This window comes from Streptomyces sp. NPDC051217 (genome assembly GCF_044455465.1).
GTDB lineage: Bacteria > Actinomycetota > Actinomycetes > Streptomycetales > Streptomycetaceae > Streptomyces.
Genome location: NZ_JBITEV010000004.1, coordinates 394,426 through 408,278, shown reverse-complemented (window position 1 = coordinate 408,278; position 13,853 = coordinate 394,426). Strand labels below are relative to the sequence as shown.

Annotated in this window: 13 protein-coding genes; 11 read left to right on the top strand and 2 right to left on the bottom strand. The window is 72.4% G+C overall.

Annotated features, from left to right (window positions below):
* Positions 1 to 27: 27 nt before the first annotated feature.
* The 6 genes from cobM to cobC are packed head-to-tail and all read left to right on the top strand — an operon-like array spanning position 28 to position 6,516.
* Positions 28 to 855 carry a precorrin-4 C(11)-methyltransferase gene (gene cobM / locus ACIBBB_RS13095; RefSeq protein WP_398981165.1) on the top strand — a complete coding sequence of 276 codons (828 nt, stop codon included), beginning with the start codon at positions 28 to 30 and terminating at the stop codon, positions 853 to 855.
* Positions 852 to 2,135, top strand: a complete 1,284-nt coding sequence (gene cbiE, locus ACIBBB_RS13090; protein ID WP_398981163.1) for a precorrin-6y C5,15-methyltransferase (decarboxylating) subunit CbiE — start codon at positions 852 to 854, stop codon at positions 2,133 to 2,135. Before cobM ends, cbiE begins: the two co-directional genes overlap by 4 nt.
* Positions 2,132 to 3,874, top strand: coding sequence for a precorrin-3B C(17)-methyltransferase (cobJ, locus tag ACIBBB_RS13085; RefSeq protein ID WP_398981161.1), 1,743 nt, complete (start codon positions 2,132 to 2,134; stop codon positions 3,872 to 3,874). Before cbiE ends, cobJ begins: the two co-directional genes overlap by 4 nt.
* Complete coding sequence (locus tag ACIBBB_RS13080) at positions 3,871 to 4,494, top strand: precorrin-8X methylmutase (protein ID WP_398981159.1); 624 nt, start codon at positions 3,871 to 3,873, stop codon at positions 4,492 to 4,494. The genes cobJ and ACIBBB_RS13080 overlap by 4 nt, the downstream gene beginning before the upstream one ends.
* Positions 4,491 to 5,441 (top strand): sirohydrochlorin chelatase, encoded by a 951-nt coding sequence (locus tag ACIBBB_RS13075; RefSeq protein WP_398981157.1) that lies wholly within the window; start codon positions 4,491 to 4,493, stop codon positions 5,439 to 5,441. Before ACIBBB_RS13080 ends, ACIBBB_RS13075 begins: the two co-directional genes overlap by 4 nt.
* Complete coding sequence (cobC, locus tag ACIBBB_RS13070) at positions 5,425 to 6,516, top strand: Rv2231c family pyridoxal phosphate-dependent protein CobC (RefSeq protein ID WP_398981155.1); 1,092 nt, start codon at positions 5,425 to 5,427, stop codon at positions 6,514 to 6,516. The genes ACIBBB_RS13075 and cobC overlap by 17 nt, the downstream gene beginning before the upstream one ends.
* Positions 6,517 to 6,590: 74 nt before the next feature.
* On the opposite strand, the gene ACIBBB_RS13065 is transcribed toward cobC, so the two are convergent.
* Together ACIBBB_RS13065 and ACIBBB_RS13060 are read right to left on the bottom strand one after the other, a co-directional pair.
* Positions 6,591 to 7,517: an SCO1860 family LAETG-anchored protein gene (locus ACIBBB_RS13065; RefSeq protein WP_398981153.1), complete on the bottom strand. Its 927-nt coding sequence runs from the start codon at positions 7,515 to 7,517 to the stop codon at positions 6,591 to 6,593.
* Between the two features lie 337 nt (positions 7,518 to 7,854).
* Positions 7,855 to 8,946, bottom strand: coding sequence for an amidohydrolase family protein (locus tag ACIBBB_RS13060; RefSeq protein ID WP_398981151.1), 1,092 nt, complete (start codon positions 8,944 to 8,946; stop codon positions 7,855 to 7,857).
* 119 nt (positions 8,947 to 9,065) lie between these two features.
* On the opposite strand from ACIBBB_RS13060, the gene ACIBBB_RS13055 reads away from it, so the two are divergent.
* The 5 genes from ACIBBB_RS13055 (at position 9,066) to thpD (ending at position 13,799) form a co-directional block, all read left to right on the top strand.
* Positions 9,066 to 10,196 carry a pyridoxal-phosphate-dependent aminotransferase family protein gene (locus tag ACIBBB_RS13055; protein WP_398981149.1) on the top strand — a complete coding sequence of 377 codons (1,131 nt, stop codon included), beginning with the start codon at positions 9,066 to 9,068 and terminating at the stop codon, positions 10,194 to 10,196.
* Positions 10,197 to 10,502: 306 nt separating this feature from the next.
* Positions 10,503 to 11,054: a diaminobutyrate acetyltransferase gene (ectA, locus tag ACIBBB_RS13050; RefSeq protein WP_398981147.1), complete on the top strand. Its 552-nt coding sequence runs from the start codon at positions 10,503 to 10,505 to the stop codon at positions 11,052 to 11,054.
* 59 nt (positions 11,055 to 11,113) lie between these two features.
* Entirely contained in the window at positions 11,114 to 12,382 is a 1,269-nt protein-coding gene (gene ectB, locus ACIBBB_RS13045) for a diaminobutyrate--2-oxoglutarate transaminase (protein WP_398981145.1), read from the top strand.
* 115 nt (positions 12,383 to 12,497) lie between these two features.
* Positions 12,498 to 12,896, top strand: a complete 399-nt coding sequence (locus ACIBBB_RS13040; protein ID WP_398981143.1) for an ectoine synthase — start codon at positions 12,498 to 12,500, stop codon at positions 12,894 to 12,896.
* Positions 12,897 to 12,902: 6 nt separating this feature from the next.
* Positions 12,903 to 13,799, top strand: a complete 897-nt coding sequence (thpD, locus tag ACIBBB_RS13035; protein ID WP_398981140.1) for an ectoine hydroxylase — start codon at positions 12,903 to 12,905, stop codon at positions 13,797 to 13,799.
* The last annotated feature ends 54 nt before the right edge of the window (positions 13,800 to 13,853 follow it).

Sequence of the window (13,853 nt, the reverse complement as noted above, 5' to 3'; positions counted from 1 at the left end):
CCCGTTGACCCGCGAGGACCACCGCTCATGACCGATCACACCGCCGGCAAGGTGACCTTCGTCGGCGCGGGCCCCGGCGCCGCCGACCTGCTGACCTTTCGCGCCGCGCGCGCCATCGCCGCCGCCGACGTCGTCATCTGGGCGGCCAGCCTGGTGCAGGCGGAGGTGCTCGACCACGCGCGCGAGGGCGCCGAGATCCTCGACTCGGCGGCGCTTTCTTTGGAGGACGTCGTCGCCGTGTACGAACGGGCGGCGCGCGAGGGGCTGAAGGTCGCCCGGATCCACTCCGGGGACCCGGCCCTCTGGGGCGGTACGCAGGAGCAGGTGGACCGCTGCGACGCGCTCGGTCTGGAGGTGGAGATCGTGCCGGGCGTCTCGTCGTTCTCGGCCGTCGCCGCCGTCGCGGGGCGGGAGTTGACGATTCCGGAGATCGCGCAGTCCGTGATCCTGACCCGGCTGGGCGGCGGCAAGACGCCGATGCCGCCGGGTGAGGAGGTACGGGAGTTCGCCAGGCACGGCACGACGATGGCGGTGTTCCTGTCGGCCGCGCGGTCGGGACAGCTCACGCAGGAGCTTCTGGAGGGCGGCTATCCGACCTCGACGCCGGTCGTCGTCGCCCATCAGGTGACCTGGCCGGAGGAGCTTGTCGTGCGCTGCACCATCGGCACGCTGGAGGAGACCGTCAAGGAGCACAAGCTCTGGAAGCACACGCTGTTCCTGGTCGGACCGGCGCTGTCGGCGTCGGGGACGCGCTCGCACCTCTACCACCCCGGGCACTTCCACGGGTTCCGGCGGGCCGACCCGGCCGCCCGCAAGGCTCTGCGCGAGGAGCGGACCCGGGGCGCCGCGCGGTGATCACCGTCATCGGCACGGGGACGGGGACACCGCTCTCCGGGGACTCCCTGCGGGCCGTGGCCGAGGCGACGCTGGTCGTGGGCGGGCGGCGGCATCTCAAGGAGGCCGCGGCGGTGGCCGGACTGCCCGGAGGGATCCCGCGGGTGGAGCTCGGACCGCTGGCGCCCGCGCTGGACGTGATCGCTCGGCACCACGCCCGTGAGGACGCCGGCCGTGCCGTGGTGCTGGCCTCGGGCGACCCGGGGCTGTTCGGGATCGTACGGGCGCTGGCCGGGCGTTTCGGGGCCGGAGCTCTCGACGTACGGCCCGCCGCCCCGTCCGTCGCCGTGGCGTTCGCCCGGATCGGCCTGCCGTGGGACGACGCGGTCGTCGTCAGCGCGCACGGACGCGACCTCCGTACGGCGGTCAACGTCTGCCGCGCGCATCCCAAGGCGGCGGTGCTGACCGGTCCGGGAGCGGGCCCGGCCGAGCTGGGCGCCGCGCTCGCGGGCACCGGGCTGCCGCGCACGCTGGTCGTCGCGTCGGCGCTGGGCGACCCGGACGGCGAGCGGGTCGAGCGCCTGTCCCCCGCCGAGGCGGCGTCCCGCGACTGGCCGGAGCCGCTCACCGTGGTGCTCTGCCTGGACGAGGCGCGGGCGCACGCCCCGGTCCCCCGCACGCTGGCCGGTCGCACCCCCGGACCCGCACGCTGGGCCCTGGCCGAGGAGGAGTTCGCGTACCGCGACTCGATGATCACCAAGTTCGAGGTGCGTGCCCTGGCACTTGCCAGGCTCGGGCCGAGGACGGGCGACCTGGTGTGGGACGTCGGCGCGGGCTCGGGGTCGGTGGCCGTGGAGTGCGCGCGGTTCGGCGCGGCGGCGATCGCGGTGGAGAAGTCGCCCGACGGCATCGAGCGAGTCCGCGCCAACGCGCTGGCGCACGGCGTCGACGTCCAGACAGTGCACGGCTCCGCGCCCGCGGCGCTGTCCCGACTGCCCGATCCGGACGGCGTGTTCGTCGGTGGCGGCGGCCGTGACCTGTCCGCCGTCGTCACGGAGTGCGCGCGCCGGGCGCGCCGGACGGTCGTGGTGTCGGTGGCCGCGCTGGACCGGGTGCCGGCGGTGCGGGAAGCCCTGGCCGACGCCGGCTTCGCCACCGGCGGCGTACTGCTGCACTCCTCGCGGCTCGCGCCGCTCCCGGGCGACGTGACCCGGCTCGCGGGCACGAACCCTGTCTTCCTGCTGTGGGGCGACCGTCCCGCCGCGCCGGATCCCGACCCCCCGCGAGGAGCGACCCAGTGATCGGCCTGATCTCCGCGACGGCGGCGGGCGCCTCGGCCCGCGACCGCCTGGCCACGGCCTGGCCCGGCCGCACGCGCGTCTACGACGGCCCGGTACGCCAGGCGGCGGAGCGCGCGTTCGCCGAGTGCGAACAGTTGGTGTGCTTCCTCGCCACGGGGGCGACGGTACGGCTCCTGGCCCCGCTGCTCGCCGACAAGACGACGGACCCGGGCGTCGTGTGCGTGGACGAGGCGGGGCGGTACGCGGTTTCGCTGCTCGGCGGCCACGGCGGAGGGGCGAACTCCCTGGCGGCGGAGGTCGCGTCGGTCCTGGCGGCCACCCCGGTGATCACGACGGCGACGGACGCCACGGGCGTCCCGGGCCTCGACACGCTGGGCCTGCCGGTCGAGGGCGCGCCGGCGGCGGTCACGCGGGCGCTGCTCGACGGCACGCCGGTGACGCTACGGGCGGACGCGGTGTGGCCCCTGCCCCCGCTGCCGCCGAACGTGACGGGGGGCGGGGCGCCGGACACCGTGACACCGGACACCGTGGCACCGGGCGGGGCCACCATCCTCCTCACCGACCGGGTCGTGCCCCTCGGGCCGACGGACGCCGTCCTGCGACCGCCGTCGCTCGTCGTCGGGGTGGGTGCCGCCAAGGGCGTGAGCGGCGACGAGGTGTACGACGTCGTCCGGGACGCGCTGCGGGACGCCGGGCTGTCGGTCCTCAGCGTCGCCGAGTTGGCCACCGTCGACGCCAAGGCGGACGAGCCCGGGATCGTCGAGGCGGCCGGCAGGTTCGGGGTGCCCGTCAGGACGTACCCGGCCGGCGTGCTGGCCGGGATCGCCGTGCCCAACCCGTCCGACGCGCCCCTCGCGGCCGTCGGCACCCCGTCCGTCGCCGAGGCCGCGGCGCTCGCCGCCGGGCGCGGCGGTGAACTCCTCGTACAGAAGCGGAAGTCCAGCCCGGAGGGGCGGCCCGCTATGGCCACCTGTGCCGTCGTGCGCAGGCCTCCGCGCGGGCGGCTCGCCGTCGTCGGGCTCGGGCCGGGCGCGCGGGACCTGCTGACTCCGCGCGCCACGGCCGAACTGCGGCGCGCCTCGGTGCTCGTCGGGCTCGACCAGTACGTCGACCAGATCAGGGACCTCCTCCGGCCCGGCACGCGTGTCGTCGAGTCGGGGCTCGGCCACGAGGAGGAGCGGGCCCGTACGGCGGTGGCAGAGGCCCAGGCGGGCCACGCCGTGGCGCTCATCGGCAGCGGCGACGCGGGCGTGTACGCGATGGCGTCGCCCGCGCTCGCGGAGGCGGCCGACGACATCGAGGTGGTCGGCGTACCGGGGGTGACGGCCGCGCTGGCCGCCGCCGCGATTCTCGGCGCGCCCCTGGGACACGACCACGTCTCGATCAGCCTGTCCGACCTGCACACGCCGTGGGAGGTCATCGAACGCCGCGTCCGCGCGGCGGCCGAGGCCGACATCGTGGTGACCTTCTACAATCCGCGCAGCCGCGGCCGGGACTGGCAACTGCCCAAGGCGCTGGCCCTGCTGGCGGAGCACCGTACGGCGACGACGCCTGTCGGAGTCGTACGCAACGCGTCCCGCCCGGACGGCACCAGCCACCTCACCACGCTCGCCCGGCTCGACCCTGCGACGGTGGACATGATGACGGTGGTGACGGTGGGCAACACGGCCACCCGTGAGATCGCGGGCCGCATGGTCACGCCCCGGGGCTACCGGTGGCAGTCGGAGGGAGCCCGATGAGCCTCGACCCCGCTTTCGACCGAGTCGTCCACCCCATCGAGGAGGAGTCGTTCCGCAGGCTGCGCGCCCGCGTCGACACCTCGCACCTCGCACCGCTCACCCGCGCGGTCGTGGAGCGCGTCATCCACTCGGCGGCCGATCCGGCGTATCTGAGCGATCTCGTCTGCGACGAGGCCGCGTTGTCCGCCGCGCAGTGCGCGCTGCACGCGGGCGCCCCGGTCGTCGCCGACGTGCGGATGGTCGCCGCCGGCATCACCCGCCGCACGGCGGTCTGCCGACTTGAGGAGGCCGTGTCGGGGCCGGGGCTCACCCGTTCCGCGCACGCGGTGCGCCTGGCGTACGAAGAGGTCGGCCCCGGCGCGCTCTGGGTGATCGGCTGCGCCCCGACCGCGCTGGAGGAGTTGCTGCTCCTGGACGCGGCGCCCGCGCTCGTGATCGGGCTCCCGGTCGGCTTCGTCGGCGCCGTCGAGTCCAAGGCCGCGCTGCGCGAGAGCGGGCTGCCGGCGATGAGCAACGTCTCGGAGAAGGGCGGCTCCGCCGTGGCCGCCGCCGCGCTCAACGCCCTGCTCTACCACCCGTACCACCCGCCCCAGCACCACCTCGCCAAGGAGAACGCGTGAGCACCCCCCGACCCGCACTGCTCATCGCCGGCCACGGCACCAGGGACACCGGGGGCGCCGAGGCCTTCCGGGAGTTCGTACGGGAGCTGGGCAGGCGGCACCCCGAACTGCCCGTCGCGGGCGGGTTCATCGAGCTGTCGGCGCCGCCCATCGGCGACGCCGTGGCCGAACTCGTCGAGCGGGGCGTCACCCGGTTCGCCGCCGTCCCACTGATGCTGGTGTCCGCCGGGCACGCCAAGGGCGACATACCGGCCGCGCTCAAGCGCGAGCGGGAGCGGCACCCGGGGATCTCGTACACCTACGGCCGTCCGCTCGGCCCCCACCCCGGGCTGCTGACGGTCCTCGAACGGCGCCTGGAGGAGGCGCTGGCGGGCCTGGAGGGGTTCGACGGCGACAGGTCCGAGGTGACCGTGCTGCTCGTGGGGCGCGGTTCGACCGACCCCGACGCCAACGCGGAGGTGCTGAAGGCGGCGCGCCTTCTTTGGGAGGGTCGCGGTTACGCGGGTGTGGAGACGGCCTTCGTGTCACTGGCGGCGCCGGACGTGCCGAGCGGGCTCGACCGCTGCGTACGGCTCGGGGCGCGCCGGATCGTGGTCCTGCCGTACTTCCTGTTCACCGGGATCCTGCCGGAGCGGGTCGTGCGGCAGACGCGGGAGTGGGCGGTGGCGCATCCGGAGACGGAGGTGGCGTCGGCCGATGTGGTGGGTCCCACCGAGGAGTTGCTGGACCTGGTCATGGAGCGCTATCACGAGGCGGTCCAGGGCGATCTGCGGATGAACTGCGACTCGTGCGTCTACCGGATCGCCCTGCCCGGCTTCGAGGCCAAGGTGGGGGCGCCGCAGCAGCCGCACTTCCACCCCGACGACGACGGGCACCACGGGCACCACGGGCACGGACATCATCGCGGCAGCGACAACGGCAACGGCAGTCATGCGCACGCGCACTGACGCCCACGACCCCGTGCACCCCGACCTCGCCCACCACGACCTGCGGCACCACGGCGACGCCGAGGTACGGGACGACGGCGCGGACCTGACCGACCTCGCGGTCAACGTCCGCCCCGGCACGCCCCCCGACTGGCTGCGGAAGCGGATCGCCGCGTCGCTCACCACCCTCGCGGCCTACCCGGACGGACGCGCGGCACGGGCCGCCGTCGCCGCGCGCCACGGGCTGCCGGTGGAGCGCGTGCTACTGACCGCGGGCGTCGCCGAGGCGTTCGTCCTGCTCGCCCGCGCCCTTGCCGCGCGCCACCCCGTCGTGGTGCACCCGCAGTTCACGGAGCCCGAGGCGGCGCTGGTCGGCGCGGGGCACACCGTACGGCGCGTGCTGCTCGACGCCCGTGACGGCTTCCGGCTGGATCCGGGCGCCGTCCCCGAGGAGGCGGATCTGGTGGTGGTCGGCAATCCGACGAACCCGACGTCCGTGCTGCATCCGGCCGAGGACCTCCTTCGACTGGCCCGTCCGGGGCGGACGTTGGTCGTGGACGAGGCGTTCATGGACGCGGTCCCCGGGGAGCCGGAGGCGCTGGCTGCGTACGGCGACGTACCCGGGCTCGTGGTGCTGCGCAGTCTGACCAAGACGTGGGGGCTCGCCGGTCTGCGGATCGGCTACGTACTGGCCGATCCGGCGACCGTCGCGGCCCTCGCGGCGGCCCAGCCGCTCTGGCCGGTCTCCACGCCCGCGCTGGCCGCCGCCGAGGCGTGTACGACACCCGCCGCGATCGCGGAGGCCGAGGCTGCCGCGCGCCGCACGGCGGTGGAGCGGGCCCATCTGCTGGCCGGGCTGGCCGAGTTCGACGGCGTACGCGCCGTGGAACCGGCCGCGGGGCCCTTCGTGCTCGTGGCGATGGACTCGGCCGACACGGTACGGGAGCGGCTGCGCGCGCTGGGCTTCGCGGCGCGGCGCGGTGACACGTTCCCGGGGCTCGGGCCCCGGTGGCTGCGGATCGCGGTGCGGGACCGGGCGACGACGGACCGCTTCCTCCAGGCGCTCGGCCGCGCCCTGTCGCCGGTCCGCGCCTGACAGGCGCCCTCGTACGCGACCGGTCGTCGGGCGGCCCCCGCCCCGACCGGCGACCGGCGACCGGCGCGCCCCCGTCAGCTCCTGCCGCGCCCTCGCACCAGCACCATCGCGCCGCCGCCCACGGCGAGCAACAGCACCGCCCCGCCCGCCAGATACGGCGTCGTCGAACCGCCGCCCGTCTCCGCGAGGTTCTCGGGGGCCGGCTCGGAGGCGGTCTGCGGTTCGACACCCTCCTTCTCCGGCTCCGGCCGCTCCTGCTCCACCGGTTCGGCGGGCGCCTCACAGGTCGCCTCGGCGAGCGTGAGGGTGCCCTGGACGTCGGCGACGTTCAGCTTGAGCGGATTCACCGCCACCCGCAGTTCGAGCGCGGTCGCGGCGGCCGTACGGGACGTGGTCCGCGTCTTCGACAGGTCGAGCGTCACCTCGCCGACGCCCGGCACCTCGACGCGGGTCGGTCCGCCCGCGGAGAGCGTGACCTTCTTGCCGAGGACGGTGACGGAGCCGAGCAGGTTGGATTCGGCGACGGGCTTCTTCCCAGCCTCGCAGACCGCCTTGGAGGTGACCTCCTGGACCTCGATGAGCGACAGCAGAGGCAGCCCGGGGACATGGACCTTGGCGTGGGCGATGTTGGCATAGCCCTCGGCCTTGTGGTCGTCGGCGGTGGCCCGCGCGGTCGCGACGTCGGCGCGCAGCAGGGTGAACGGCCTGCCCTGGTCGACCCCGTCGAGTTCGACGGTCAGCGCGGTCCTGTCGGCGCCGGCCGGGGCCCGCACCTCGTTGAGCGACGCCCGCAGCGGCACCTCGACCGTCTTGTCGAGCAGGGACACATCGAGGGCGGTCCGCAGAACGACCGCGCCCGCCTTGCCCTTTCCTGAGGTCGCTCCGGTTCCTCCGGTGGCCTGCGCCGGGGCGGCGAGCACGGCGGGTCCCGCGACCAGGGCCACGGCGGCGGCCAGTGCGGCGGAGCGGCGTGCGGGCATGCGGAAGACATTGCTGTTCACGATGGTGGAACCCCCACAGAGTTTTGACGTCGCCGACCGGCCGGCACGGGGACACATGGGCGGCGGCGACCGAGACACCGGAATCTTTACGCACCGAGAGTGAACTGGCGGACACCTGCGGTGAGTTCACTCCAAAGTGGGGTTTCCGCGTCCACGTTCGAATCTGCGGGTACGAGCGTTCCTTCCGGCCACCCGCACGGGGGGCGTACGGTCGCGCAGCCGCCCGTTCCGGCAGGCGTACGGCCGCTGACCAGCAACTCCCATGCCGTCAACGACGCGACAACGGGAGCGCACCCGACAACGCGCCGAGACCTCGCCGAAGAGCGCGCGCCGAACGTCAGCCCACGACCCGCCCGTTGAGCACGATCCGCCGCGGGGCCGCCAGCACCCGCACATCGACCCTCGGGTCCGCGTCCAGCACCACCAGATCGGCCGGAGCGCCTTCCTCAAGGCCCGGACGCCCCAGCCAGGCCCTTGCTCCCCACGCGGTCGCCGATACCGCCTCCACCGGCGGAATACCGGCTTTCACCAACTCCGCGACCTCGTCGGCCACCAGACCGTGCGCCAGGGAACCGCCCGCGTCCGTGCCGACGAAGACCGGGATGCCCGCGTCGTACGCGTCGCGCACCGTGTCGTAACGGCGTTCGTGCAGCCGCCGCATATGGGCCGACCAGCGCGGGAACTTGGTCTCGGCGCCGGCGGCCAGGTCCGGGAACGTGGCGATGTTGACCAGCGTGGGGACGATCGCGACGCCGCGCTCGGCGAAGAGCGGGATCAGGTCGTCGGTGAGCCCCGTGGCGTGCTCGACGCAGTCGATCCCGGCCTCGACGAGATCGCGCAGCGCGACCTCCGCGAAGCAGTGTGCCGTCACGCGGGCGCCGAGCCGGTGAGCCTCGGCGATCGCCGCCTCGACCTCGCCGCGCGGCCAGCACGCGGTCAGGTCCCCGGCCTCACGGTCGATCCAGTCACCGACGAGCTTGACCCAGCCGTCGCCCCGCCGGGCCTCCTGGGCGACGAAGGCGACGAGGTCGCCGGGCTCGATCTCATGGGCGAAGTTACGGATGTAGCGGCGGGTGCGCGCGATGTGCCGGCCGGCCCTGATGATCTTCGGGAGATCGTCACGGTCGTCGATCCAACGGGTGTCGGACGGCGATCCGGCGTCGCGCAGCAGCAGCGTGCCCGCGTCCCGGTCGGCGAGCGCCTGCTTCTCGCTCGTCGCCTCGTCGACCGGTCCCCGGGTGTCCAGGCCCACATGGCAGTGGGCGTCGACCAGGCCCGGCACGGCCCAGCCCGCGACCGTACGGATGTCACGCGCGCCGGACGGGCGTTCGTAGGTTGTCCGCCCGTCCACGACCCACAGCTCGTCCCTGACGTCGTCGGGACCGACGAGTACCCGCCCCTTCACATGCAGCACCGTGCGATCACTCATGGGCCGAACTTTACGAGGCGCTGAGTACTCTCGACGAGGGAGTGTCCGAACACCGTTCGAGCGACGACCGAACCCGCCCCACCCGACCGACCCGCCCGACCCGAAGAGAGCACATCGCCGTGACCCACCCCCTGCTGGATCTCCCTCCCCTCACCCCCGCCCGCTTCGCGGCCGTCGAGCGACGGGTCGCCGCCCTGCTCGACACCGAGCAGGACGTGGTGATCATGCAGGGTGAGGCGCTGCTTCCTTTGGAGGGCTGCGTCCGCGGCGGCGCCCGCCCCGGTTCGACCGCGCTGAACGTCGTCACCGGTCCCTACGGCCAGACCTTCGGCAACTGGCTTCGCGACTGCGGTGCCTCGGTCGTGGACCTGGAAGTGCCCTTCCACGGCGCGGCCACCGCCGAGCAGGTCGAGCGGGCGCTGGCGGAGCACCCGGAGATCGACTTCGTGTCGCTGGTGCACGCGGAGGCGGCCACGGGAAACACCAATCCCGTGGCCGAGATCGGTGAGGTCGTCCGCGCCCACGGGGCCCTGTTCATGCTGGACGCCGTCGCGTCCGTCGCGGCCGAGCCGCTGCTGCCCGACGCCTGGGGCGTCGACCTGTGCGTGATCGGCGCGCAGAAAGCCATGGGCGGCCCCGCCGGGGTCTCCGCGGTGTCGGTGAGCGCCCGCGCCTGGGAGCGGCTGGCCTCGAACCCGGGGGCGCCGCGCCGCTCGTACCTCTCGCTCCTCGACTGGAAGGAGCGCTGGATCGACACCGGCCGCGCGGCTCTGCCGCATGCCCCGGCCCAGCTGGAGATGCTGGCCCTGGAGGCGTGCCTGGAGCGCATCGAGGAAGAGGGGCTCGCCACCCGAATGGCGGCACACGCCTCGGCGGCCTCGGCCACCCGGTCGGGCGCGCTCGCACTCGGCGGTGGAATTGAGCCATACGTGTACGCGGCGCGGGACGCCGCCCCGGTCGCGACCACGCTGCGCACCCCCGCGGGGCTCGACGCCGCCGCGCTGGTCGCCGACGCCCTGGCCGCCGACCCCTCGCTGCCCCTGATAGCCGGGGGCGGGGCACTGGCCAAGGAGATGATCCGGGTCAACCACTACGGCTCCGACGCCACCCCCGGAGCGGTGCGCTCCTCGCTCGCCGCACTGGGCGTCGCGCTCAAGGCCGCGGGCGCCGATATCAATCCCGCGGCGGCCGAGAAGGCAGTATCCGACAGTTGGCCCGGAACCGCATCCCGAAAACAAAGGCGGCGTTAATTCGAGAATACGGGAATGTATTCTTCTCCGCGCAGCTTCCCGTATTCGTCTGCCCGCTTTTTCTGATCCTAAACGCCAAGGTTTCAACAACGGCGACGGCGTAATTCCGACAAGGGTCGAGAGCGTTACGCATATGTGACCGAGCACACAAGCGCGCCCGTCTTGCCCGATATTTCCCAGACAAACCAGCCCAGATCACCTCTCCGTCACCTTGGCGCACGCGCCCGCGTGATAACACAGATCGGTTCGCCGACCAACCCCTGCTGACGATGCGATTTCGGAATCCGCTGGGTAAATTCAATAGACATGACTGCCGCCCAAGCAGACCTTGCAGGTGTCCGAAGCGAATTCACGCGATCCCTCCGGATCGACGCCCCACGAGTGGAGGACGGGGCTGCGATCTGGCGCATCGCCCGCGATTCCGAGGTGCTCGACCTGAACTCCTCGTACAGCTATCTGCTGTGGTGCCGTGACTTCGCCGCGACCTCGGTCGTGGCCCGCGACACCGCCTCCGGAGCCGACGGGGCCCCCATCGCCTTCGTCACGGGTTACATCAGACCCGAACGCCCGGAGGCCCTGGTCGTCTGGCAGGTGGCCGTCGACAGCGCCCACCGGGGCAAGGGCCTCGCGGGCACCCTGCTCGACGCACTCGTCGGGCGGGTCACCGAGGAGCAGGGGATCACCTCTGTCGAGACGACCGTCACCCCCGACAACACGGCGTCGGACCGTATGTTCCACGCCTTCTCCGAGCGTCATGGCGCGACCCTGGAGCGCGAGGTGCTCTTCGACGGGGAGCTCTTCCCCGACGGAGGACACCAGCCCGAGGTGCTGTACCGGATCGGCCCGCTCACGACCTGAGCAGAGCGCCACTCCCCCAATCCCTCACTCCTCTCTCCCCCACCCTTCAGGAGACTGCCATGACCATCACCCCGCCCGTCCTGAGTATCTTCGAGACCCTCGAATCCGAGGTGCGGAGCTACTGCCGCGGCTGGCCGGCCGTGTTCGACCGCGCGAAGGGCAGCCGTCTCACCGACGAGGACGGTCACAGCTACCTCGACTTCTTCGCCGGCGCCGGTTCTCTCAACTACGGGCACAACAACCCCGTACTGAAACGGGCGCTGATCGACTACATCGAGCGCGACGGCATCACCCACGGCCTGGACATGGCGACCACCGCGAAACGCGCCTTCCTGGAGTCGTTCCAGAATGTGGTGCTGCGGCCCCGTGATCTGCCGTACAAGGTGATGTTCCCGGGCCCCACGGGCACCAACGCCGTCGAATCGGCCCTCAAGTTGGCCCGCAAGGTGAAGAACCGCGAGTCGATCGTGTCCTTCACCAACGCCTTCCACGGCATGTCGCTGGGCTCGCTCGCCGTCACCGGCAACGCGTTCAAGCGGGCCGGAGCGGGCATCCCGCTGGTCCACGGCACCCCGATGCCGTTCGACAACTACTTCGACGGCCAGGTCCCGGACTTCCTCTGGTTCGAGCGGCTGCTCGGCGACCAGGGCTCCGGGCTCAACAAGCCCGCCGCCGTCATCGTCGAGACGGTGCAGGGCGAGGGCGGCATCAACGTCGCCCGCGCCGAGTGGCTGCGCGCGCTCGCCTCTCTGTGCGAGCGCCAGGACATGCTGCTCATCGTCGACGACATCCAGATGGGCTGCGGACGCACCGGCGGGTTCTTCTCCTTCGAGGAGGCCGGCATCACCCCGGACATCGTCACGCTGTCGAAGTCCATCAGCGGCTACGGCCTGCCGATGGCGCTGACGCTCTTCAAGCCGGAGCTGGACATCTGGGAGCCCGGAGAGCACAACGGCACGTTCCGCGGCAACAACCCGGCCTTCGTGACGGCCGCCGCCGCGCTGAACACCTACTGGGCCGACGGCCAGATGGAGAAGCAGACCCTGGCGCGCGGCGAGCAGGTCGAGCGCGCCCTGCTGGCCATGGTCGAGGAGTGCCCGCCCGGCAGCGTGAGCTTCCGCGGCCGTGGGCTCGTCTGGGGCATGGAGTTCGAGGACAAGCCGCGGGCCGGCGCGATCTGCCGCCGCGCCTTCGAGCTGGGGCTCCTGCTGGAGACCTCCGGCCCGGAGAGCGAGGTCGTGAAGCTCCTTCCCGCGCTGACCGTCACGCCCGAGGAACTGGACGAGGGTCTGCGCACGCTGGCCCGCGCCGTACGCGAGACCGCCTGACCGCGAAGGTCACCCCTGGGGCCCGGGTCTGACCCGGGCCCCAGGGGGGCACCAGAACCAGGACAACGCGGCACAGCACCACAGCACGCCGCAGCACAGAAGGGTCCCAGCCACCGTGATCGTTCGATCGTTGAAGGACATCGAGAACACCGGCCGCCATGTGAAATCGGCGTCGGGCACATGGGAGAGCAAGCGCCTGGTGCTCGCCAAGGAGAAGGTCGGCTTCTCCCTGCACGAGACCGTGCTCTACGCGGGTACCGAGACACCGATGTGGTACGCGAACCACATCGAGGCGGTGCTGTGCGTGGAGGGTGAGGCCGAACTCACCAACGACGACACGGGCGAGACCCACTGGATCGTCCCCGGCACGATGTATCTGCTCGACGGCCACGAGAAGCACACGCTCCGGCCGAAAACCGACTTCCGCTGTGTCTGCGTCTTCAACCCGCCGGTGACAGGGCGGGAGGACCACGACGAGAACGGCGTATACCCGCTGCTGACCGAGGAGGGCTGAACCACCATGACCACCGCCCCTGCACGCACCGACCTGTACCCGACCCGTGGCGTGGGTGAGGTGACCACCCCGCGTCAGGACCCCGTCGTCTGGTCACCGCCCGGCACCCCCGGCCCGGTCACTCCTGGCGAGCTCCAGGGTCTGGAGCGGGACGGGTTCCTCACCGTCGACCAGTTGATCGGCCCCGACGAGGTGGCGCTCTACCGCGCCGAACTCGACCGGCTGGTAACCGACCCGTCCGTCCGGTCCGACGAGCGCTCGATCATCGAGCCCAAGTCCCAGGACGTGCGGTCCGTGTTCGAGGTCCACAAGATCAGTGAGCTCTTCGCCGGTCTGGTCCGCGACGAGCGTGTGGTGGGCCGGGCCCGGCAGATCCTCGGCTCGGACGTGTACGTCCACCAGTCCCGTATCAACGTGAAGCCGGGCTTCGGCGCCTCGGGCTTCTACTGGCACTCGGACTTCGAGACATGGCACGCCGAGGACGGTCTGCCGAACATGCGGACCATCTCCGTGTCGATCGCGCTGACCGAGAACTTCGACACCAACGGCGGCCTGATGATCATGCCCGGGTCGCACAAGACCTTCCTGGGCTGCGCGGGCGAGACGCCGAAGGACAACTACAAGCAGTCGCTGAAGATGCAGGACGCGGGGACGCCCTCGGACCAGGCGCTCACCGCTCTCGCCTCGGAGCACGGCATCAAGCTCTTCACGGGCAAGGCCGGTGCGGCGACGTGGTTCGACTGCAACTGCATGCACGGCTCGGGCGACAACATCACCCCGTTCCCGCGCAGCAACGTCTTCATCGTCTTCAACAGCGTGGAGAACACGGCGGTCGAGCCGTTCGCGGCGCCCTCCCCACGGCCGTCGTTCATCGGCTCCAGGGACTTCACGCCGGTCCGCTGAGTCCGCCTGCGCAGAAGGGTGCGGGGCCGGTCGTCACGACCGGCCCCGCACCTC

What these genes read in the sequence shown, in the direction of transcription:
- cobC (WP_398981155.1), top strand. Translation starts at nt 5,425, where the DNA reads ATGCGCACGCGCACTGACGCCCACGACCCCGTGCACCCCGACCTCGCC.
- ACIBBB_RS13080 (WP_398981159.1), top strand. Translation starts at nt 3,871, where the DNA reads ATGAGCCTCGACCCCGCTTTCGACCGAGTCGTCCACCCCATCGAGGAG.
- cobM (WP_398981165.1), top strand. Translation starts at nt 28, where the DNA reads ATGACCGATCACACCGCCGGCAAGGTGACCTTCGTCGGCGCGGGCCCC.
- ectB (WP_398981145.1), top strand. Translation starts at nt 11,114, where the DNA reads ATGACCATCACCCCGCCCGTCCTGAGTATCTTCGAGACCCTCGAATCC.
- ectA (WP_398981147.1), top strand. Translation starts at nt 10,503, where the DNA reads ATGACTGCCGCCCAAGCAGACCTTGCAGGTGTCCGAAGCGAATTCACG.
- ACIBBB_RS13060 (WP_398981151.1), bottom strand. Translation starts at nt 8,946, where the DNA reads ATGAGTGATCGCACGGTGCTGCATGTGAAGGGGCGGGTACTCGTCGGT.
- thpD (WP_398981140.1), top strand. Translation starts at nt 12,903, where the DNA reads ATGACCACCGCCCCTGCACGCACCGACCTGTACCCGACCCGTGGCGTG.